Source organism: Sphingomonas sp. Leaf67 (assembly GCF_001421965.1).
Taxonomy (GTDB): Bacteria; Pseudomonadota; Alphaproteobacteria; order Sphingomonadales; family Sphingomonadaceae; genus Sphingomonas.
Window position 1 is genome coordinate 195,505 of record NZ_LMLP01000012.1, and the last position, 22,047, is coordinate 217,551.

Annotated in this window: 19 protein-coding genes; 9 read left to right on the top strand and 10 right to left on the bottom strand. The window is 66.1% G+C overall.

Going from position 1 to position 22,047, the window contains the following annotated elements:
• Positions 1 to 4 precede the first annotated feature (4 nt).
• The gene (locus ASE90_RS08580; RefSeq protein WP_055998856.1) at positions 5 to 1,690 is read left to right on the top strand and encodes an alpha-L-fucosidase; all 1,686 of its coding nucleotides are present in this window, start codon (positions 5 to 7) and stop codon (positions 1,688 to 1,690) included.
• Positions 1,687 to 2,700 (top strand): zinc-binding alcohol dehydrogenase family protein, encoded by a 1,014-nt coding sequence (locus ASE90_RS08585; protein WP_055998859.1) that lies wholly within the window; start codon positions 1,687 to 1,689, stop codon positions 2,698 to 2,700. The genes ASE90_RS08580 and ASE90_RS08585 overlap by 4 nt, the downstream gene beginning before the upstream one ends.
• Before the next feature lie 134 nt (positions 2,701 to 2,834).
• Here the strand turns inward: ASE90_RS08585 and ASE90_RS08590 are convergent, their stop codons facing one another.
• Positions 2,835 to 3,884 carry a serine hydrolase domain-containing protein gene (locus tag ASE90_RS08590; RefSeq protein WP_082449687.1) on the bottom strand — a complete coding sequence of 350 codons (1,050 nt, stop codon included), beginning with the start codon at positions 3,882 to 3,884 and terminating at the stop codon, positions 2,835 to 2,837.
• An 86-nt stretch (positions 3,885 to 3,970) separates the two neighbouring features.
• Entirely contained in the window at positions 3,971 to 5,281 is a 1,311-nt protein-coding gene (locus ASE90_RS08595; RefSeq protein ID WP_055998863.1) for an MFS transporter, read from the bottom strand.
• Between the two features lie 212 nt (positions 5,282 to 5,493).
• On the opposite strand from ASE90_RS08595, the gene ASE90_RS08600 reads away from it, so the two are divergent.
• The 4 genes from ASE90_RS08600 to ASE90_RS08615 all read left to right on the top strand — a co-directional run bounded on the left by ASE90_RS08600 (position 5,494) and on the right by ASE90_RS08615 (position 10,418).
• Complete coding sequence (locus ASE90_RS08600) at positions 5,494 to 7,266, top strand: sensor histidine kinase (protein WP_156361510.1); 1,773 nt, start codon at positions 5,494 to 5,496, stop codon at positions 7,264 to 7,266.
• Positions 7,247 to 8,548 (top strand): sigma-54-dependent transcriptional regulator, encoded by a 1,302-nt coding sequence (locus ASE90_RS08605; protein ID WP_055998865.1) that lies wholly within the window; start codon positions 7,247 to 7,249, stop codon positions 8,546 to 8,548. The genes ASE90_RS08600 and ASE90_RS08605 overlap by 20 nt, the downstream gene beginning before the upstream one ends.
• Before the next feature lie 6 nt (positions 8,549 to 8,554).
• Positions 8,555 to 9,055, top strand: a complete 501-nt coding sequence (locus ASE90_RS08610; RefSeq protein ID WP_055998867.1) for a hypothetical protein — start codon at positions 8,555 to 8,557, stop codon at positions 9,053 to 9,055.
• 67 nt (positions 9,056 to 9,122) lie between these two features.
• Positions 9,123 to 10,418, top strand: a complete 1,296-nt coding sequence (locus ASE90_RS08615; RefSeq protein WP_055998869.1) for a dicarboxylate/amino acid:cation symporter — start codon at positions 9,123 to 9,125, stop codon at positions 10,416 to 10,418.
• A 12-nt stretch (positions 10,419 to 10,430) separates the two neighbouring features.
• On the opposite strand, the gene ASE90_RS08620 is transcribed toward ASE90_RS08615, so the two are convergent.
• Both ASE90_RS08620 and ASE90_RS08625 read right to left on the bottom strand, forming a co-directional pair.
• Positions 10,431 to 12,389, bottom strand: coding sequence for a serine hydrolase domain-containing protein (locus ASE90_RS08620; RefSeq protein ID WP_055998871.1), 1,959 nt, complete (start codon positions 12,387 to 12,389; stop codon positions 10,431 to 10,433).
• 72 nt (positions 12,390 to 12,461) lie between these two features.
• Entirely contained in the window at positions 12,462 to 13,058 is a 597-nt protein-coding gene (locus ASE90_RS08625) for an ankyrin repeat domain-containing protein (protein WP_055998873.1), read from the bottom strand.
• A 55-nt stretch (positions 13,059 to 13,113) separates the two neighbouring features.
• Between ASE90_RS08625 and ASE90_RS08630 the strand changes: the two genes are divergently transcribed.
• Genes ASE90_RS08630 through ASE90_RS08640 form a run of 3 tightly spaced genes read left to right on the top strand, consistent with a single transcriptional unit; the run spans position 13,114 to position 14,938 of the window.
• Complete coding sequence (locus ASE90_RS08630) at positions 13,114 to 13,722, top strand: SCO family protein (protein WP_055999231.1); 609 nt, start codon at positions 13,114 to 13,116, stop codon at positions 13,720 to 13,722.
• The gene (locus ASE90_RS08635; RefSeq protein ID WP_414889018.1) at positions 13,719 to 14,153 is read left to right on the top strand and encodes a YcgN family cysteine cluster protein; all 435 of its coding nucleotides are present in this window, start codon (positions 13,719 to 13,721) and stop codon (positions 14,151 to 14,153) included. The genes ASE90_RS08630 and ASE90_RS08635 overlap by 4 nt, the downstream gene beginning before the upstream one ends.
• Positions 14,150 to 14,938, top strand: coding sequence for a M48 family metallopeptidase (locus tag ASE90_RS08640; protein WP_055998875.1), 789 nt, complete (start codon positions 14,150 to 14,152; stop codon positions 14,936 to 14,938). The genes ASE90_RS08635 and ASE90_RS08640 overlap by 4 nt, the downstream gene beginning before the upstream one ends.
• Here ASE90_RS08640 and ASE90_RS08645 read toward each other — a convergent pair.
• The 6 genes from ASE90_RS08645 to rbfA form a co-directional block, all read right to left on the bottom strand.
• Complete coding sequence (locus ASE90_RS08645) at positions 14,905 to 17,055, bottom strand: transglycosylase domain-containing protein (RefSeq protein ID WP_055998877.1); 2,151 nt, start codon at positions 17,053 to 17,055, stop codon at positions 14,905 to 14,907. The genes ASE90_RS08640 and ASE90_RS08645 overlap by 34 nt on opposite strands.
• A gap of 136 nt (positions 17,056 to 17,191) precedes the next feature.
• Entirely contained in the window at positions 17,192 to 19,543 is a 2,352-nt protein-coding gene (gene pnp, locus ASE90_RS08650; RefSeq protein ID WP_055998878.1) for a polyribonucleotide nucleotidyltransferase, read from the bottom strand.
• A gap of 230 nt (positions 19,544 to 19,773) precedes the next feature.
• On the bottom strand, positions 19,774 to 20,043 hold the full coding sequence (rpsO, locus tag ASE90_RS08655; RefSeq protein WP_055757416.1) for a 30S ribosomal protein S15: 270 nt from the start codon (positions 20,041 to 20,043) through the stop codon (positions 19,774 to 19,776).
• An 11-nt stretch (positions 20,044 to 20,054) separates the two neighbouring features.
• Positions 20,055 to 21,056, bottom strand: coding sequence for a tRNA pseudouridine(55) synthase TruB (gene truB / locus ASE90_RS08660; protein WP_055999234.1), 1,002 nt, complete (start codon positions 21,054 to 21,056; stop codon positions 20,055 to 20,057).
• A complete protein-coding gene (locus ASE90_RS08665) occupies positions 21,056 to 21,631 on the bottom strand; it encodes a thymidine kinase (protein ID WP_055998880.1) in 576 nt (191 codons plus the stop codon). Before ASE90_RS08665 ends, truB begins: the two co-directional genes overlap by 1 nt.
• Positions 21,632 to 22,045, bottom strand: coding sequence for a 30S ribosome-binding factor RbfA (rbfA, locus tag ASE90_RS08670; RefSeq protein ID WP_055998882.1), 414 nt, complete (start codon positions 22,043 to 22,045; stop codon positions 21,632 to 21,634).
• Between the last annotated feature and the right edge of the window lie 2 nt (positions 22,046 to 22,047).

The following is a 22,047-nucleotide window of genomic DNA, read 5'->3' on the forward strand; positions in this document are numbered from 1 at the left end:
TGGTATGCGGGCGACACGGCGCGAGATGATCGGGGGCGGGCTGGCCGCTGCGGCAATGCCACCGGCGGTGGCATCGGCGACGCCGACCCAGCCGACGCCGCTGGGGGCGGGCCGCGCGCTGAACGTGCCGCCGCCGGCACGCTTCACCCCCGACTGGGCGTCGCTGACCGCCGGCTACAGCGCGCCCGACTGGTTCCGCGATGCGAAGTTCGGCATCTGGGCGCACTGGACCGCGCAATGCGTGCCGGAGGCGGGCGACTGGTATGCGCGCGACATGTATCTGCCGGGCAGCCGCGCTTACGACCATCACCTGAAACATTATGGTCATCCCGCCGATCGCGGCTTCATGGAAATCCAGAATCTGTGGAAGGCGGACCGCTGGGACCCGGCGCGGTTGCTCGACATCTACAAGAACGCCGGTGCCCGCTACTTCATGGCGCTGGCCAATCATCACGACAATCTCGATGCCTATGCATCGCGGCACCACGTGTGGAACACGACGCGGGTGGGGCCGAAGCGGGACATCGTCGGAACCTGGGCGAAACTGGCGCGCGAGCGGGGTTTGCGCTTCGGGGTGTCGAACCATTCGGCGCATGCATGGCACTGGAACCAGCCGGCCTATGGCTATGACTCCGATGGGCCGCGCGCGGGACAGCGGTATGACGCGTACAAGCTGACCGCGGCGCAGGGGCGCGGAAGGTGGTGGGACGGGCTTGACCCGCAACAGCTTTATACCGGGCGGCACATGCCGATGCCCGACGGCATCCGGACGCGTGGCGAAGCCGATCTGTGGCACGACGCGACCGACCGGTTATGGACCGAAGGGGTGCCCGCGAACAGCGACTTCGCCCGCAACTGGGAATTGCGGTGCCGCGACCTGATTGAACAACATCGTCCCGACATGATCTATTTCGACAACTTCGACCTGCCGCTCGAACAGCACGGCCTCGACCTGACCGCCTGGTATTACAACCAGTCGATGGCGTGGAACGGCGGAAAGCTGGAAGCGGTGGTCACCGCGAAGACGACGCCGCCGCAGCGACGCATGGGAATCGTGGACGACGTCGAACGGGGCGGCAAGAACTATATCGAGCGTTTCCCCTGGCAAACGGATACCTGCCTGGGAAATTGGCATTATGACGCCGATCTGGCGGCGCGCGACGGATACAAGTCCGCTGCCACCGTCATCCATACTTTGTGCGATGTCGTGTCGAAAAACGGCAATCTGATGCTGTCGGTGCCGATACGCGGCGACGGGACGATCGACAACAAGGAAGAGCGGATCGTCGCGGAGATCGGCGACTGGATGCAACGCTTCGGCAGCGCGATCTACGCCACGCGGCCGTGGAAGCGGTTCGGGGAGGGGCCGACCCGCGCCGGGCAGGGATTGTTTTCGGAAGGCGGTCCGACATCGCCCTACGGCGCACGCGACGTCCGCTATGCCGTGCGAGGTGACGACCTGCATGCGATGGTGCTTGGCTGGCCGGAGGATAATGTCGTGCGCATGACCCTGCTGGGCAGCAACGATCCGACGCTGGCCGGTGAGGTGCGCCGCGTGACGATGCCCGGCGATGCGACGCCGTTGTCGTTCCGACGCACCGGCGACGCGCTGGAGGTTACGCTGCCCGCCGCGGCGCGCCATCCGATCGGGCTGGCACTGGTTCTGTCGGGCCGGGGGCTGACCGCGTGAAGGCGCTGGTCTGTGCCGAACCGTTCGACCTGCGCCTCGAAACCCGCGAACCGCCCCGTCCGGCGGCGGGCGAGGTGCTGCTGCGGATGCGGCGGGTCGGGCTGTGCGGCACCGACTATCACATCTATGCCGGCAGGCATCCGTTCCTCGAATATCCCCGCCTGATCGGTCACGAACTGGCAGGCGAAGTGGTCGAAGCGCCGGCGGGGAGCCGGTTCGCGATGGGTCAGGTAGTCACGGTCAATCCCTATCTGCCATGCGGCAAATGTCGCGCGTGTCGGCGCAGCAAACCCAATTGCTGCGCAGCAATTCGCGTGCTGGGCGTACATGTCGACGGCGGCTTATGCGAATGGCTGACCGTGCCGGAGGCGGCGGTGATCGCCGCGACCGGCCTCAGCCTCGAACAGGCGGCGATGGTCGAATTTCTGGCGATCGGCGCCCATGCCGTCCGGCGGGCAGCGGTTGGTCCCGCCGACCGCGTGCTCGTCGTCGGGGCAGGGCCGATCGGAGTCGGCACCGCCTTGTTCGCGCGCATCGCCGGGGCGGAACGGATCGTGCTGGCCGATACGCGGGCGCAACGGCTGGACTATGCGGCTACGCAATTCGGGTTTGGCGAGACGGTGGTCGTCGACGCCCAACTGACCGACACGCTGGCGGCGATGACCGATGGCGAGATGTTCGATCAGGTGTTCGACGCCACCGGTAATATTGCGGCGATGCGCGCCGGTCTCGCCTATGTCGCGCATGGTGGTGACTACACCTTGGTCGGGGTGTGCAAGGACGATCTGGTCTTTGCCGATCCCGAATTCCACAAACGCGAAACAACGCTGCGCGCCAGCCGCAACGCGTTGTCGGTCGATTTCGATCATGTCATCGCCAGCATCCGCAGCGGGCGGATCGCCACCGATCGCATCGCCACCCATCACCTTTCGATCGACGAAGCACCGATCCGGATGCCGCAATTGATCGACGAGGCGGACAACGTGCTGAAAGCGATCGTCAGCGTGTGACCTGCTACAGATCGGTTGGTGCCGGGTAGGGGCTGAACGCAATCGAAGCCCCGTATCCAAGCACTTTCGCGACGGTCCTTCGATACGCCCGTTCGACAAACTCAACGGCTACGCAGTACGAACGGTTCGCGCTTTCACGGAGTTGTACCGCCCGCCTCCGCCGCCGGGATCACGCCATCCGCCAGCAGCCGGTGCAGCGCCGCGATATGGCCGTTGTCGCGCGGGCCATCGGCGGCGGAGGTCATGACGACGGTCAGGCGCAAGTCGGGGACGACATACACCATCTGCCCGCCATAGCCCCATGCGAAGCGCACCGGATGGCCGCGCATCGCGGTAAGGAACCAGCCATAGCCATACTCCTGGCCGCTCCATGGCGATACCGCGCGCGGCGTCCAACTGGTCCGCACCCAGTTTGCCGGCAGAATGCGCTTGCCACCCACCACCCCGTCCAGCCGGTACAGTTCGCCGAACCGGGCCAGCGCGCGCGGCGACAGCCGCATTTCGTTGCCGCCGAAATAAATGCCTTGGCGGTCGGTCGGCCAGACCGGGATGGTGATGCCGAGCGGCTCGCCCAGCCAGTTTCGGGCATTGGCCAGCGTACTGTGGCCACTGGCTTTGGTCAGCGCGGCAGACAGCAAATGCGTCGATCCGGTCGAATAGAGCATCGCCGTGCCCGGATCGGCGACGAACGGCCGCGACAGCGCGAAGCGGACCCAGTCGGGGCTGGAGACCCAGCGGCCATAATATTCGCCCGAGGTCCGCTCCAGCCCGGCCTGCATCGACAAGAGGTTGCCGACCGTCACTCGGGCGAGGCGCGGGTCGGGATCGGCCGGGGCCTCGGCGCGCAGGATCGGCAACACCGGCTGATCGACGCCGGCGAACACGCCGCGGGCGATGGCGATACCGATCAGCGCAGACATTACCGACTTCGATGCCGACTTGATGTTGACCGGCCGGTCGAGCGGCGGACCATCGTTGAACACGCGTTCGGTGATCGGCTGGCCGTCGCGCAGCACCAGCAGCGATCGCAACCGGGGAAGACGCTCCGCTTCGGCGATGGTCGCCTGCATCGCAGCGACATCCAGTCCGTGCGTCGGAGCTATCGCCCTGGGTTGCGGCGGGGGCGTGGCGCCGCCGTCACAGGCAGCGGTCAGCAGCAAGAGGCAGGGAAGCAACGCACGCATCGCATCCATGTCGGCGGTCGTGGCCCTTATACAAGTCGGGCGGCGAGTCGCCCCGCCGCCCGCCGAAGGAGATCGGTCGAAGCCGGTCAATCCTCCTGGATCAGGCTGTTCTTCCCCGAATCGCGCATCCGCAGATACACGACCAACGAGATGCCGATCATCGCGGTGACATACCAGTAGAAGCCTTGTTCCCAGCCGGCGTCCTTGAACTTCAGCGCGACATATTCCGCCGTGCCGCCGAAGATCGTGTTGGCCAGTGCATAGGGCAGCGCCACGCCCAGCGCGCGGATGTGGGAGGGGAACAGCTCTGCCTTCACCACGGCGTTGATCGAGGTGTAGCCGGTCACGATGATGAGCGCCGCCATCACCAGCAGACCGGCGGTGACCGGATCGCGGGTCTGTTCCAACGTGCTGAAGATCGGATAGGTGAACAGCACCCCGGCAATCCCGAAGGCGACCATGAGCGGCTTGCGCCCGATCCTGTCCGAAAGCCCACCCGCGATCGGCTGCAACAACATGAACACGAACAGCGTGACCCAGTTGATCTGCGTCGCGGCTTCCTTGCTAAAGCCCGACGTATTGACCAGGAACTTCTGCATATAGATCGAATAGGCGTAGAAGGCGAGCGTACCGCCGGCGGTCAGCAGCATGACCAGCGCGGTTTCCTTCGGGTGATTGCGCAGCAGCATCAGGAAGCCCGATTTCGGCGCGTCGCTCTTCTTGGCGTTCTTGAAACTTTCGGTCTCGGCAAGGCCACGCCGCAGATAGAAGACGACGACCGCCAGCACCGCGCCGATGAAGAACGGAATGCGCCATCCCCACGACTCCAACTCCGCCCTGGGCATGACCGATTGCAGCACCAGCAGCACGGTGATCGCCAGCAACTGGCCCGAGATCAGCGTGACATACTGGAACGACGAGAAGAAGCCGCGGCGGTCCTTGCCCGCCATTTCAGACAGATAGGTGGCACTGGCACCATATTCGCCACCGACCGACAGCCCCTGCATCAGCCGCGCCAGTATCAGCAACGCCGGTGCGAGGAGGCCGATCGTTTCATAGACCGGGGTACAGGCGATGATGAGCGATCCCGCGCACATCAGCGTCACCGACAGTGTCAGCCCCGCCTTGCGACCATGGCGGTCGGCATAAACGCCCATGATCCATGCCCCGATCGGACGCATGACGAACCCGACGGCGAACACCGCCGCCGCGCTCAACAATTCCGTCGTCTTGTTGTCGGACGGAAAGAAGTGCGGCGCGAAATACAGCGTAAAGGCGGAATAGACGTACCAGTCGAACCATTCGACCAGATTGCCGGTCGATCCGCCGATGATCGATTTCAGGCGCGAGTTGGTCGACGGACCGGTCGCGACCGACGGGTGCGGTGTGGAGGCCAAGGCATCTCTCCCAAGATTGCGTTGTGGGCGCGGAATCATCTTCTGCGCGATGGGGGGAGAATGCTGGAGAGACGAGCGCAGGCAAAACGTTATTATCAATTTGAACAAGCGATTGGTATGTAACGGTAAAATATACGTTTGACCTCCGGGTGGTCTCGATCGACGCGAAATTTCGCGTGGCGTGGTCGGGGACATTGCGGTATCCCGCACGCATGGGGTGGCTCCATCGCCGGACGACGCTTCTCGCCGGGCTGATCGCGGCGATTGCCATGGTCGGGCTGATCTGGCTGGCCGCGCTGACATGGTTCGAACGCGCCGGGGTCGACCGGCTTCGTGACGATACCGCCCGGACCGCCCGGCAACAGGCGCGGTTGTTCACCAGCGATCTCGCCCGGTTTCGGCTGCTGCCGATCGTGCTGGGTGAATATACCGATTTGTTCGACACGCTGCGACGGGGCGACCCCGATGCGACGCGGCGGATGAACGGCAAGCTGGCGTTGCTGGCGCAGCGGACTGGGGCACCGGTGCTGTATCTGCTCGACCGGCGCGGCAGGACGGTGTCGGCGTCGAATGCCGGAACGGCGGAAAGCTTCGTCGGACGCGACTATCGCTTCCGGCCTTATTTCATCCGCGCGATGCAGCAAGGCGCGGCCGAATATTATGCGGTCGGCAATGTCAGCGGCCGGCCCGGATTGTTCCTCGCGCGCCGGATCGGCACGGCGAGCGATCCGGCCGGCGTCATCATCGTCAAGGTCGAGTTCGACGACCTGACCCGGGCATGGTCGAGCGATCCGGGACAGACGCTGGTCGCCGATGGGCGGGGCATCCTGTTGTTCGCGACCGATGCCGAAGAGCGGTTCCGCATCACCAGGCCGCTGTCTGCCGGGGTTCGCGCCGACATCGCCCGCAGTGGCCAGTTCGGCGACGCGCCGCTGTCGCCCAGCCGCTATCGCTTTGCCGCGGCTACGGCGCGGGGGCCGGGGGGTGAGGACATGTTGCTCGCGCGCACCTCTATGCCGCTGGCTGGCTGGCAGCTGCTGCATGTCGTGCCGACGCAGCGGACGTTAAGCGATGCGACGGCGCTGGCGCGGTTGACGACGATCGCCGCGTCGCTGGCGATCGCCGCGTTGCTCGCGCTGTTCCTGTGGCGGTCGGCGCGGGCGGCGCAGGCAGCACGCTATCGCGCGTCGCTGGAACGGGCGGTGGCGGAGCGGACGGCGGCACTGCGTGCGGAGATCGCCGAGCGGACCGAGATCGACCGTCGTTTCCGGGAAGCGCGCGAGGAACTGGCGCAGGCCAATCGGCTGGGATCGCTGGGATCGATCACCGCCGGCCTCGTGCACGAAATCAACCAGCCGGTGGCGACGATCCGGACCCTGTCCGAAAACGCGCAACATCATCTGGCCAGCGGCCGGATCGACCGGGTGGCGGCGAACCTGTCGACGACGGTCGACCTGACCGCGCGGATCGGCGCGATCACGCAGGAGATGCGGCGCTTCGCCCGGCGGGGAACAGGGACGATCGGTCCCGTGCCGCTCGATGCGGTGATCGCCGGGGCGCTGTTGCTAGTGGGGGACCGGTTTCGCGGAGCCGGCGTCGCGCTCGCGCTGCCGCCGGCCGGGCAACCGCTGGTCCGCGCCGGACGGGTTCGGCTGGAACAGGTGCTGGTCAACCTGCTGACCAACGCGCTGGAAGCAGTGCGCGACACGGCCGATCCACGCGTCGAGGTGCAGGTCGAGCAGGCCGGCGACCGGGTATTGCTGACCGTTGCCGACAATGGTCCGGGGATCGATCCGGTCATTGCCGACGACATCTTCCAACCCTTCGTCACCGGCAAGGTCGATGGCTTGGGACTGGGGCTTGGGATCGTTCGCGACATCGTCACCGAATTCGGGGGCATGGTGACGGTGGTGCCGTCATCCGCGGGCGCGACGTTTCGCGTGATATTGCACAAGGGGACGGGCGATGATCCTGTTGATCGATGACGACGACGCGCTGCGGGCGGCGCTGGTCGATTCCTTCGCCATTGCCGGGCTGGAGGTAGAGGACTTCGCCGATGCCGCAGGTGCGCTGGCCCACGTGACGCCCGATTTTCCCGGCATCGTCGTCACCGACATCCGCATGCCGAAGATGGACGGCCATGCCGTGTTCGAAGCGGTCAGTGCGCGTGACGACGAGATCCCGGTGCTGCTGATGACCGGCCACGGCGATGTCGCGATGGCGGTGGCGGCACTGCGCAACGGCGCGTTCGACTTCATCGCCAAGCCCTTTGCTGCCGATCACCTGATCGCCAGTGTCCGCCGCGCGCTGGAGGTCCGGCGGCTGGTGCTCGAAAACCGGCGGCTGCGCGCGTCGGTCGAGGCGGCGGAAGGCGATTATCCGTTGATCGGCACGACGCCGGTGATGGACACGCTCCGCGACAAGGTGCGGCAACTGGCGCAGATCGACGTCGACGTGCTGATCGAGGGGGAGACGGGCACCGGCAAGGAACTGGCGGCGCGGCAACTCCACCGTTGGAGCAGGCGGCGCAGTCACGGTTTCGTGTCGGTCGATTGCGCGGCGCTGCCCGACCATCTGGTCGACGAAATCCTGTTCGGCACGCGCGGCAGCGGCGGGCGGATCGTCGAGGCCGATCGCGGCACGCTGTTCCTCGACGAGATCGACAGCATGTCGAGCGCGCTGCAGGGCAAGCTGCTCCGCGTGATCGAGGAGCGCGAACTGCCCGCCAATGGCCGCGAACCGCCGCGCGTCGTCAATCTGCGCGTCATTGCCGCCGCCAAGTCGAACCTGGCCGCCGAGGTGGCGAGCGGGCGGTTTCGCGAGGATCTGCTCTACCGGCTGGAGACGGTTCGGCTGCGCATCCCGCCGTTACGCGAACGTCGCGCCGACGTGCCGATGCTGTTCGCGTGGTTCCTGCGCGACGCGGCGATGCAGTATGACCGGCCGGTGCCTGCGATCACCGCCGAGGTCGAGGCGCGGCTGATAACCGATCCGTGGCGCGGTAATGTCCGTGCGCTGCGCAACTTCGCGGTGCAGACCGTGCTGGCACTGACCCGCGACGATCCGGGCGAAGCGGACCTGTCGCTGACCGAACGCCTCGCCCGGCTGGAAGCGGCGATGATCGCGGAGGCGCTGCAACAGGCCGGCGGTGATGTGACGGCGACGGCCGAGGCGCTGGGGCTGCCGCGCCGCAGCCTGTACGACCGGTTGCAGCGCCACGGCATCGACGCCAGCAGCTTCCGCCGTCGCGAGGGGGACGCGGCATGATCGGCCATGTCGCGATCGTCGGCGCGGGATTTTCGGGAACGCTGCTCGCCATCAACCTGCTGCGCCGATCGCATCGCGGCGCTGGTCGATAGCGGGCGGCTGACCGTGCTGGCGGGTAAGACCTGCGATGCCGCGCCGGGGGAGGACGGCATCGACGTGCGTTGGCGACCGCGGGGGAGCGACGCCGCCCGAACGCTGCACGTCACCCGGATCATCTCCTGCACCGGACCGCAGGGCGATCTGGCGCGTACCGACGACCCGCTGCTCGCGCACCTCCATGCCAGTGGCAGCATCCGCCCCGATCCCGAGCATCTCGGCATCGAAGTCGGGTCGACCGGCCGCGTACTGCGCGCCGATGGTGAAGCCGACGAACGATTGTTCCCGATCGGACCGATGACGCGCGGTGCTTTTTGGGAGATTGTCGCGGTGCCCGATCTCCGGCGGCAAGTCTGGGATGTCGCCCGCTATCTGTCGAACGCGCATTGGGTCGGGGGCGAGGGACTGTAATACTGCATTGCAGCAAGACTAGTTTTGCTTCGTTGCTGTGGCAGTCCTCCGCTCCGACATAGGGGCGATGCAGATTCCCAGATATTGGCCGTCGTTCGGCGTGCAGGTCGCGATCGGAATGGCGGTAGGCATCGGCCTCGGCTTCGTCGCGGCGGAGGCAGGCGGCGCGGACGGTGCGCTTGGCACGACGCTGCACACGGTCGGGCAGATCTTCGTCCAATTGCTGAAGGTGCTGGTCCCGGCGCTGGTGTTCACCGCCATCGTCGGATCGATCGCGGCGTTGCGCGACCTGCCCAATGCCGCGCGGCTGGTGGGACAGACGCTGTTGTGGTTCGCGATCACCGCGCTGATCGCGGTGTCGATCGGCATCGTGCTGGGATTGGTGATACAGCCGGGCCTGCACAGCAGCGCGCCCATCGCCACCGCCGCCGCGCCGACCGCCGTCGGCAGCTGGCTCGATTTCCTGAAAGGGCTGGTGCCGGCCAATCTGCTCGGCCTGACCGCGACGACGAAACTCGCCGATGGCGCGGTGACGACCACGCTGGGCTTCAACGTGTTGCAGATCATCGTCGTCGCGATCGCGGTCGGTGCCGCCGCCGTCCGGGTCGGGGCGGCGGGGGAGCCGTTTCTGGCCTTCAACACCTCGGCGCTGATGATCCTGCGCCGGCTGCTGCGCTGGGTGATCGCGCTGACCCCGATCGGGTCGGCGGCGCTGATCGGCGATGCGATCGTCCGTTATGGCTGGAGCACGCTGTCGTCGCTCGGCGCGTTCGCGGCGACGGTCTATCTTGGCCTCGGCATCGTGTTGCTGATCGTCTATCCGCTGTTGCTGGCGATCCACCGCATCGACCCGCTATGGTTCTTCCGCCGGGCATGGCCAGCCATCCAGCTCGGCTTCGTCACCCGCTCGTCAGTCGGCACGCTGCCGGTGACGCAGGAATTGACCGAGCGTGCGCTGGGCGTGCCGCAGGCCTATGCCGCCTTTGCTGTGCCGCTCGGGTCGACGACCAAGATGGACGGGTGCGCGGCGATCTATCCCGCGGTCGCGGCGATCTTCGTCGCGCAGTTTTTCGGCCTGACGCTGCACGCCGGCGATTATGCCCTGATCGTGATGGTGTCGGTGCTCGGATCGGCGGCCACCGCCGGCCTGACCGGCGCGACCGTGATGCTGACGCTGACGCTCACGACGCTCGGCCTGCCATTGGAAGGGGCGGGGCTGTTGCTGGCGATCGACCCGATCCTCGACATGGGTCGCACCGCCGTCAACGTCGCCGGACAGATGCTGGTGCCGGTGATCGTCGCCAAACGCGAAGGGTTGCTGACCGCCGGCGACGTCCCGGTGGGTAACGTGCTGGCGGCGTAACCGATGGTGGCGTTACGACGCCGCTTCCTCCCAGACATATTCATGCTGGTTGTCGTTCAGCACGATCGTGCGCCTGTCCCCGCGTTTCCCCGCCAGCAGGTCGAAGCCGAGCATCCCGGGCGACAGGGTGACGAGCGAGACGGTGCCGTCCTTGTTGCGCTTTAGGCCCGCATCGGACCACATCGACGTGGCGCGTAGCTCCATCTTGCCACCCGTATAGCGGATCGTCAGCGGGCCAAGATCGGCATTGGTATAGCGCCCGACATAGGGGGCCGCTTCGGCTGCGCTGACGTCCTGATCCACTTCGCTGCGCAATTTGGCCATCGCTTCGTCGGAGCGCCTGGCGGCCGAAGCGATATTCTCGGCGGCCTCGGGCTTTCCGTCATATAGCAGTTCGAGCAGCCGCCGCTTGACCCCTTCGGTCAGGGTATAGCCGCTTTCGGCATTGGTCAGCACCACGACGCCGACCTTTGCCGACGGAACGGCGAACCAGTTGCTCTTGTAGCCGAACATGCTGCCGCCATGCTGGATAACCGACACGCCCTTGCTGGAATCGTCCTCCAATCCCATCCCGTACCACATCTGCTCGCCGACCGGCACGTTGTGCACGCGCCGTGCGAGCAAGTTGGCGGCCGACAACAGCCGCTTGCCCGACGGCAACATGCCTTCGTCGAGTTCATCGCGGACATAGAGCGCCATGTCGTGCGCCGACGACCATGCACCGCCCGCCGGACGATAGGGGACGACGGTATCGTTGTAACGGACATCGACCTTCGCCAGGCGGTCGTTGATGTCGGTATCATAGGGTTTGGCCCAATCGCCGGCCATTGCCTTCGCATTGCTGAACGTCGTCGCCCGCATCTCCAGCGGATCGAAGATGCGTTCCTGCATCGCCCGGTCGAACGCCGCGCCGATTTCCATGTCGGGATAGAGGATGTGGGCGCCCAGATAGCCGGCCGCGCTCGCCATCAGGTTGTTGTACTGGAACACCTCCCCAAAACCGCTGGTCGGCTGGGTCACGGCCAGTTGCGCAAAGGCCTCCTGCGGACCGGTATCGGCACGGGTGTTGAACAGCCACTGCATATCCTTGCGCGGCAATCCGGTACAGGCGCAGACCAGATGCTTGACCAGTACCTTCTGCGTCGTCGCCGCGTCGCCCAGTTTGAAGCCGGGCATATAATCGATCACCGGCCGATCCCAGTCGAGCCGCCCCTGATCGACCAGCGTCGCAAGCAGCAGCGTCGCCATGCCCTTGGTATTCGACGCGATCATGAACAGCGTGTCTTTGCCGACCGGCTTGGCCGAAGTGACGTCCTTCACGCCGATCCCGCCTTCATAGACGATCCGGTCATGATCGATGATCGCAAGGCCGACGCCGGGAATCTTCAGCGTCGTCATCGATGTCCGCACGAACTGTTTCAGGGCCTCGATCCGCGCCGCGTCCATGCGATGCGCCGGCTTGCCCGTGAAATTCTCCTTCTGAAATCCCGTCGGGCGCAGCGTTTCGGCGGAGGTGTTGAATTGCCCGCTGCGCTTGGCGATCGTCGCCAGCGCACCCTCGACCGCGACGATGGTCCATGCCGTACCGCGTCGGAACGCGACCGCCTGCGCCATCGCCTTTTCGGCGGGCGGGACATCATAGCTCACGACGACGATCTCGTCCCAGCCTTCGCGCGCCGGGACTTTCTGCGTCAGGTGCGGCGGGCGGGCGAAACTGGGCAGCGCCTGCTTCCATGCCTGTACGACCGCGTCCGATGCGTCGCGGGCAGTGGTAACCGGTACGATTGCGACGCGCAGGTCATTTTCGGGCGGCGTGAAGCGGACCACATCATTGGTCCGCACCATCGCCCAGCCGACCGGCGGCACCAGGGTGGCACCCGCACCAACCGGGATCGCGGTCGACTGCGCCAGAGCCGGCCCGGCGATGACTTGCGCAATGCAAATTGCGGCGGCGGTTATGATAGTCTTCATGGTGCTCCCCCCAGATGCCCGGGCGAAGACTGCGCCTGGATCCTGCGAGTCGGCAAGCGAAACCGTCGGCCGTTACAGGCTGGGACCAGCGACCGGTGCCTTCGCTGCTTTCGCAGGATTGTCGTCGATGGTCTTTAGCAGCACCGGTGTACGCGTATCGCGCTTCGCATAGTCACGCGCCGACAGGCCGGCCATGACGTCGGGCTGATCTGGATTGGCCCCGGCGGCGATGAGGGTGCGGACCATGTCGACGTTGCGCAGCTGCACCGCGCGGATCAGTGGCGTCTCGCCGCTGCTGTTGCCGAGGTTCAGGTTCGCCTTGCGCGCGACGAGCGCGTTGATCGCCTCGACCGATCCGGCCTCGACCGCCAGCAGCGCGGGGGTATTGCCGCGATTGTCCTGGATATTGGGGTTCGCGCCCTTGGCGAGCAGGAAACGCAGATAGGTCAGGTTGCCGTTCTTCGCGACGATGTGCAGCGCACTTTCGCCGGTCGAGCGGTCCTTGGTATTGATGATCGTCTGGCCCGGCTGGCCGAGGATGTCGTTGACCTTGTTCCCGTCCTCGTCGCGAACCGCTTTCAGGAACACATAGCCCGGCGACATCTGCTGCGCTCCGGCGGCGGCGGGCAGCATCAGCGCGGCGGCGAGGAGAAGGCGGATGGCGGACATGGGAACAGGCTCCGAAAGGACGTTACGCGGCTTGCAAGGCGTCGCCTATCAGATCATGGCTGGCAACACCATGAACAGCATCGTCCGTACCCTCGCGCCAGCGCTCGCGCTGGCCCTTGCCGCCTGTGGCGGGCAGGCCGAATCGCCGGGTGCCCCGCCGCTGGCGGGCGCGCGCATCGGCGGGCCGTTCGTCCTGACCGATCCCGCGGGCAAGGTGGTGCGCGACACCGACTTCGCCGGCAAATGGCGGATCATGTATTTCGGCTATACCTATTGCCCCGATGTCTGCCCGGTCGATGTCCAGAATATCGCGGCGGGGCTGAAGGCGTTCGAGGACGAAGCGCCCGAATTGGGCGCGAAGGTCGTGCCGATCTTCATCACCGTCGATCCCGAACGCGATACGCCGGCGGTGGTCGGCAAGTTCGTCTCCGCCTTTCACCCGCGTATGGTTGGCCTTACCGGCAGTGCGCAGGCGATCGCCGATGCGGCGCGTGCCTACGGCGTCACCTATGCCAAGTCGCAGCCGCCCGGTGCCACCGAATATCTGATGGACCATAGCCGCACCGCGATCCTGATGGACCCGCAGGGCCGCCCGGTGGCGCTGCTGCCACAGGAAGAGGGCGGCCCGGCGGTTGCCGCCGAGCTGAAGAAGTGGGTCCGGTGAGCGGGCGCTTCTGGGAAGACCTGCCGCTGGCGGCGCTCGACCGCGCGCAATGGGAAGCCTTGTGCGATGGCTGCGGCAAATGCTGCCTCCACAAGCTGGAGGATGAGGATACCGGCGAAATCCATGCGACCAACGTCGCGTGCAAGCTGCTCGACCGGCGCATGGGCCAGTGCAGCGACTATCGCCACCGCCATGCCTATGTTCCCGAATGCGTGCGATTGAACGCCCGCAACGTCGGCGATATCGAATGGCTGCCCTCGACCTGCGCCTATCGGTTGCGCAACGAGGGCAAGCCGTTGCCCGACTGGCATTATCTGAACAGCGGCGACCGCGAGAGTGTCCATGCCGCCGGCCAGTCGACGCGCGGTTGGACGGTATCGGAGAATGACGTCGGCGACCTCGAACATCACCTGACCGACCGGACGCTGTGATCGACGGGGTCGAGGTCGTCCGCCATCCGCGCGCGCGTGTCGCGCGGCTGTCGGTCGATCCGGCGACCGGGCGGGTACGCCTCACCGTGCCGAAGCGGATGGCGCTGGCCAAGGCCGTGGCATGGGCAGGCGAGAAGGCCGAGTGGATCGCGGCGCAGCGGGCAAGGCTGCCGCAGGGACGGCCGTTCGTCGATGGTGCGACCGTGCCGGTGGCGGATCGGCCGGTGCGGTTACGGTGGGTTGACGGGGGCTCGCGGACGGTGACCCTGACATCGCCTCCGCTCCTTCGTCACCCCGGCGAAGGCCGGGGTCCATGGCCGCGGGACGATGCGAATTCTTCGATGCCGCCCGTATCCATGGATTCCGGCCTGCGCCGGGATGACGAACTGACCTGCGGCGGCCCGATCGAACAATTCCCCGCCCGCATCGAACGCTGGCTCAAGCGCGAGGCGCACCGCCTGCTCGCCGAAGACACGGCGCACTATGCCGCAAAGGCCGGCGTCACCGTGGCGCAGGTCGCGATCGGCGACCCCAAGGCGCGCTGGGGCAGTTGCAGTTCGACGGGCACGATCCGCTATAGCTGGCGGCTGTTGCTCGCCCCCGGCTTCGTCCGCCGGGCGACCGTCGCGCATGAGGTCGCGCACCGTGTGCACATGCATCACGGTCCCGCCTTCCACGCACTGGTCGCCGACCTGTTCGAGGGCGATCCCGATACCGCCCGCCGCTGGTTGCGCGCGGACGGGGCGGCGCTTCACTGGTTCGGGCGCGCGTCCTCTTCGGAATAGCCGGGCGGCGGCGGACGACGGTCGGGTACGGGTCGACGTTGTGCCGGCACGGGCTGCTCGGGACGCTGCTGCCCCCGGCCGAGCGCGCGGTCGATCCAGTCCTGATCAAGCTGTTCGTCGGGTACGCGCGGCTGCACCGGCGTTTCGTCGTCGTCCGGTTCGGTCTGCGGGTTGCCATCGCCGGTGCGCGGCTGTTCGATCGGGTTGCCGTCGGGATCGACATAGACCCGGTCGTCGGGCGCGCCGTAATAGCTCTCCGCGTCGGGTTCCTCCTGCCATTCGGGCAGCGTCACCTTGGTATTGAACTCCTCGACCGGGCGGTTCGCGACCGCCTGTCGCATGAATGCGGCAAAGGCGCGGGCCGGGGCGGTGCCGCCCTGCAGCCCGCCGACCGCCTTCGCATCGTCGCGGCCCATCCAGACGCCGGTGGTGATGCCGGACGAGAAGCCCATGAACCAGCCGTCCTTGTACGAACTGGTCGTGCCGGTCTTGCCCGCAACGGGGCGCCCGATCTGCGCCGCGCGACCCGTACCGGTATTGACCGCGGTCTGGAGCAGGTCGGTCATCTGCTGCGCGACATAGGGCGCGACCAGAACCCGCGAACTGTCGACCTGATGCTGGTAGATCACCGATCCGTTGGCGGTGACCCGGGTGATGCCATAGGGGACGACCGCCGTCCCGCCGCTCGCGACCGAGGCATAGGCGCGGGTCAGGTCGATCAGCCGCACGTCGGAGGTGCCCAGCACCATCGCCGGCTTGGTATTGATCGGGGTGGTGATGCCGAAGCGGCGCGCCATGTCGGCGACGGTCGCGAAGCCGACCTCCTGCCCCAGCCGGGCCGACACGGTGTTCAACGAATAGGCGAAGGCGGTGCGCAGCGATACTTGCCCGCTATAGCGGCGCGACGCGTTGCGCGGGGTCCAGCCGTCGATCGTGATCGGCGCGTCGTTGACCTGGCTGTCGGGGTTCATGCCTGCTTCGAGCGCGGAGAGGTAGACGAACAGCTTCCACGCCGACCCCGGCTGGCGGGTCGCCTGTGTCGCGCGGTTGTAGATCGACGACACATAATCCTTGCCGCCGACCATCGCCCGGACCGCCCCGTCGCGGTCGAGCGCAACCAGCGCGCCCTGCACCCCCGCCGGCGCATTGGCGCGGATCGCGGTGTCCGCGCTCTGCTGCATCGACGGGTCGAGCGTGGTCCACACGTCGAGCGGCGCTTCGGTCTCGTCGATCAGCGTTTCGAGCTGCGGCAACGCCCAGTCGGTGAAATAGCGGACGCTGTTCTGCTGCGGTTCGGGGGCCAGCTTGATCGCCTTCGGATCGGCGTCCATTGCCTCGCTCGCGGTGATCGCGCCGGTTTCCTGCATCAGCTTCAGCACGACGCCGGCGCGACCGACCGCCGCCTCGGCATCGGCGGTCGGCGAATAGCGCGACGGTGCCTTGACCAGCCCGGCGATCACCGCCGCTTCGGACAGCGACAGATCGGTGCCGGGATGGTTGAAGAAGCGCCGCGACGCCGCGTCGATGCCGTATGCGCCACCGCCGAAATAGACCTTGTTCAGATACAGTTCGAGGATCTGGTTCTTGGTGAACTTGCGTTCCAGCGCCAGCGCGAGGATGATCTCGCGGAATTTGCGCCCGACCGTGTAGCTGTTCGACAGGAAGATGGTGCGCGCGACCTGCTGCGTGATCGTCGATGCGCCCTGCAGCCGCCGGCCGGTGCCGCGGGTCTCGATCGCGAATTTGGTGATGCGCGCGAGTGCCACCGGATCGACGCCCCAGTGCGAGCGGAAGCGGCGGTCCTCGACCGCGACCATTGCTTCGCGCATCGGCGCCGGGATCTGCGAATACGGAATCCATTCGCCATAACTCGGCCCCAGCGAGACGAGGATCGACCCGTCGGCGGCCCGTACGCGGATCATCTGTCCGTTAGGAGATGATTTGAGCTGGCTGAAGCTCGGTATGCTCGACCTGGCATTATAGACCGCGACGACCAGCGCGATCGCGGCCATCACCGCAAGGCCGAACCCGATCCCCAACGTCCAGCGCAGGATGCGCCGCCAGCGGGATGGAGCGGCGGCGGGCCGCTTTTGCGGACGTTGGGAAGAGCGTGCCATGAAGATGCGCCGGATACCGCTTCCGGGCGGGGGGGCACAAGCCCTGTGCGACGGTATGCCCGCCACTTGCCCCATGCCGCCCAACAAAAAAGGGCCCGCGTTGCCGCGAGCCCTTCCTTAACCGGATCGCGAACGATCAGTTGTCGGTGATGAACGACGGCAGGCCGGCATTGCCGCCTTCGTCCTTGCCCTCTTCGCGACGCGGACGGTCGCCACGGTCACGGCGTGGGCCGCGATCGCCGCCGTCGCGGCGCGGGCCACGATCGCCGCCTTCGCCACGAGGACCACGATCGCCACCATCACGGCCGCTGCCGTCACGGCGCGGACCACGCGGACCACGGTCGCCGCCTTCGCGCGGTTCGCGCGCCGGACGCGAGTCTTCCAGTTCTGTGCCGGTTTCCTGATCGACGACGCGCATCGACAGGCGAACCTTGCCGCGCGGATCGACTTCCAGAACCTTGACCTTCACTTCCTGGCCTTCGGACAGGACGTCGGCGACCTTTTCGACCCGCTCGTTGCGGATTTCCGAAACGTGGACGAGACCGTCCTTGCCGCCCATGAAGTTCACGAACGCACCGAAATCGACGAGATTGACGACCTTGCCGTTGTAGATCTTGCCGACCTCGGCCTCTTCGACCAGGCCCTTGATCCAGTTGATCGCGGCTTCGATCTGCGCCGGATCGGACGACGACACCTTGATGACGCCCTCGTCGTCGATGTCGACCTTCGCGCCGGTGGTGGCGACGATCTCACGGATCACCTTGCCGCCGGTACCGATCACTTCACGGATCTTCGACTTGTCGATCGTGAAGGTTTCGATGCGCGGGGCATGTGCCGACAGCTCGGTGCGGGTCTCGCCCAGCGCCTTGGCCATTTCGCCGAGGATGTGCGCGCGGCCTTCACTGGCCTGTGCCAGCGCGACCTTCATGATCTCTTCGGTGATGCCGGCGATCTTGATGTCCATCTGCAGGCTGGTGATGCCCTCGCTGGTGCCCGCCACCTTGAAATCCATGTCGCCAAGGTGATCCTCGTCGCCGAGGATGTCGCTGATGACCGCATAATCCTTGCCCTCAAGGATCAGGCCCATCGCGATGCCCGACACCGGACGCTTGAGCGGTACGCCCGCATCCATCATCGACAGCGAACCGCCGCACACCGTCGCCATCGACGACGAGCCGTTCGACTCGGTGATGTCCGACAGGACGCGGATCGTGTACGGGAACTCGTCCTTCGACGGCAGCACCGGGTTCAGCGCGCGCCATGCGAGCTTGCCGTGACCGACTTCGCGGCGGCCCGGCGCACCGAAGCGGCCGACTTCACCGACCGAATAGGGCGGGAAGTTATAGTGCAGCATGAAGCGTTCATAGTGCAGGCCGTTCAGCCCGTCGATCATCTGCTCGGCGTCCTTGGTGCCGAGCGTGGTCGTGCAGATCGCCTGCGTCTCACCCCGGGTGAACAGCGCCGAACCGTGCGCGCGCGGCAGGAAGTGGACCATCGACTCGATCGGGCGGACCGTCTTCGTGTCGCGGCCGTCGATGCGGCGGCCGTCCTTCAGGATGGCGGTGCGGACGATCTCGGCTTCCAGCTTCTTCACGAGCTTGAGCGTGCCGAGATACTGCGCCGGATCGCTTTCCTTCAGGTCGGCAAGGGCTTCGCGCGCCTTGGTGCGGGCGTCGTTGATCGCGTTCTGGCGGGCCTGCTTGTCGGTCAGCTTGTACGCGGCGGCAAGATCCTTGCCGATCAGCGTCTTCAGCTTCTTCTTCGCAGCCGATTGGTCGGCGACGGAGGCCAGTTCCCACGGCTCCTTGGCGGCCTGTTCGGCCAGATCGATGATGCAGTTCACGATCTTCTTCGACGCGTCGTGCGCGAATACGACGGCGCCCAGCATGATCTCTTCCGAAAGCTCCTTGGCTTCCGATTCGACCATCATCACCGCGTCGCCGGTGGCGGCGACGACCAGGTCGAGATCGCCGATCTTCACCTGATCCAGCGTCGGGTTCAGGATATATTCGCCATCGACATAGCCGACGCGCGCCGCGCCGATCGGGCCCATGAACGGCACGCCCGAAATGGTCAGCGCCGCCGATGCCGCGATCATCGCGACGATGTCCGGCTCGTTTTCGCCGTCATAGCTCAGCACCTGGGCGATGACGTTGATTTCGTTGTAGAAGCCTTCGGGAAACAGCGGGCGGATCGGACGGTCGATCAGGCGGCTGGTCAGCGTTTCCTTTTCGGTCGCACCGCGTTCGCGCTTGAAGAAGCCGCCGGGGATACGGCCTGCGGCCGAATATTTTTCCTGATAATGGACGGTCAGCGGGAAGAAGTCCTGCCCTTCCTTGACCGAGCGTGCGGCGGTGACCGCGCACAGCACCACGGTCTCACCCAACGTCGCGATGACCGCGCCGTCGGCCTGACGGGCGACGCGGCCCGTTTCGAGGGTCAGCGTCTTGCCGCCCAGGTCCATGGTGCTTTTCTTGATATCGAACATGTCGTTTCCTTTACGCCGGCGGCCGGATGCGCGCCGGGGCAGCTTGGGTGGAGGTCCACCCCGAGTGTCGGACCGTTAGGCCCGGTGTCCCGCATCGCCGGATTGCGGCGGGACGGCTTGGCCGGAGATCCGGTCGCAAAGCCTATACCCCGTTTTGCGGGGAATTGGGTGACGGAGTTCGTGCCGCCCCACATGGAAAAAGGGCGGCCCGTCGGACCGCCCTTTCTTCGTTACTTCCGAAGGCCGAGCTTCGCGATCAGCGTCGTATAACGCTCCGCGTCCTTCTTCTTCAGATAGTCGAGCAGCGAACGCCGCTTGTTGACCAGCATCAGCAGACCGCGACGCGAATGATTGTCCTTCGCATGGGTCTTGAAGTGCTCGGTCAGGTTCTGGATGCGGGTGGTCAGGATCGCGACCTGCACTTCAGGGCTGCCGGTGTCGCCTTCGGCGCGGGCATGTTCCTGAATGAGGGCCTGACGGTTCTCAGCGGTAATCGACATCGTCGTCCTTTCTATTCGAGGTTGAAGCCGCGCACGACACGGGTTTCCCCGTCGAGTGTCTCGACCAGCGCCACCGGCACATCGTCCAGTGTTGCGAAGCCCAGACCGTCGTCCGCTGCAAACCCGATCAGTCGAAGCCCCTTGCGGAGCCGCCCTGCCTGATCGGGGTTCAGGGACAGAGCCGGGATGTCGTCCAGCCCCGCCCCCAGTGGCAGGAGCGTTTCTTCAAGCGCGTGGCCCTTACCCAATTCCGCCAGTTTGTCCAGCGAAATGGCCGATTCGAGGGTGAATGGGCCGGCTTTGGTGCGTCGAAGCATGGTGACGTGGCCGACCGTGCCGAACGCCAGCGCGATGTCGCGCGCGAGGGAGCGGATATAGGTGCCCTTGGAAACGAAGGCGGAGAGGGTGATTTCGTTTAGCTCCTCCCCAGCATGGGGAGGGGGACCATCCGCAGGATGGTGGAGGGGGGTAGCTGCATCCACAGCGGTTGCGTCCGGCGGCGAGCCCCCTCCACCAGCTTCGCTGGTCCCCCTCCCCGTGCCGGGGAGGATTTGCAGAGAGAACACCGCCACCTTCCGCGTCGCGAGGACGACCTCTTCCCCCTTGCGCGCAAGGTCATAGGCCCTCTCGCCATCGACCTTCAGCGCCGAAAAGGCGGGCGGCACCTGTTCGATCGGGCCGGTGAAGCGCGCCAGCACCGATTCGATGTCGGCAAGCGTCGGTCGAACCGGCGACTCGGCAATGACCTTCCCTTCAAGATCGAGCGTATCGGTCTGCGCACCGAAGCGAATCGTGAAATCATAGCGTTTCGACGCATCGAGCATCCGCCCGGCCAGCTTCGTCGCTTCGCCGATCGCGACCGGCAGCACGCCCGTCGCCAGTGGATCGAGCGTCCCGCCATGGCCGACCTTGTGCTTGCCATAGCCGCCGTCGCGCAGGGCGCGCTTCACCGCCGAAACGATCTGCGTCGATCCGGGGCCGAGCGGTTTGTCGATAATGATCCAGCCGTGCATCAGCGCATCGCCTCGCAGAAATGGCGGCGGCATAGCGCGACGTAGCGATCGTTGCCGCCGATCTCGGTCTGTTGCCCGTCGCGGACGGCGCGGCCTTGCGGGTCGACGCGCAGGTTCATCGTCGCCTTCCGGCCGCAGGTGCAGACCGATTTGAGTTCGATCAGCGCATCGGCGATCGCCAGCAGGCGGGCCGAACCGGGGAAGAGGCTCCCCCGAAAATCGGTACGCAGGCCGTACGCGAGGACCGGTACGCCGAGGTCGTCGGCAACCTTCGCCAGTTGGTCGACCTGCTCCGCCGACAGAAACTGCGCTTCATCGACCAACACGCAGCCGACGGCGTGCTGCCGATGCTGCGCAGCGACACTTTCGAGCAGATCGGTGTCCGCGTCGAACGGCGTCGCCGGCGCGGACAGGCCGATGCGCGACCCGATCGTACCGGCGCCGTCGCGGGTGTCGATCGCGGCCGTGAACAGCAACGTGGTCAGGCCGCGCTCCCGATAGTTGAAATCGGCCTGCAGCAGCGTCGTCGATTTGCCGGCGTTCATCGACGCATAATAGAAATAGAGCTTGGCCACTCAGTCCTCGGCCCCGGCCTCGCTATCGCCCGGTTCCAGATCGCGCGCGACCTTGGGATCGCGCAGCAGCTGTTCGATGCGGGTGCCTTCGTCGAAACTCTCATCGATCAGGAATTTGAGTTTGGCGGCGTATTTCAGATTCACCCGCCGTGCGACCTCCGACTGGAGATACGCGGTATTCGTGCGCAGCGCCTTGAGCACCAGCTGCTCGTCCTTGCCGAGCAGCGGCTTCACGAACACCGTCGCATGGCGCAGGTCGGGCGACATCCGGACTTCGGTGACCGACACCAGATGCTTTTCCAGCACCGGGTCATGCACATCGCCGCGCGCAAGAATTTCGGACAGGATATGGCGGACCTGTTCGCCAACGCGCAGCAGGCGGACGGAGCGGGTTTCGGGCGTGGTTTCTGACATGA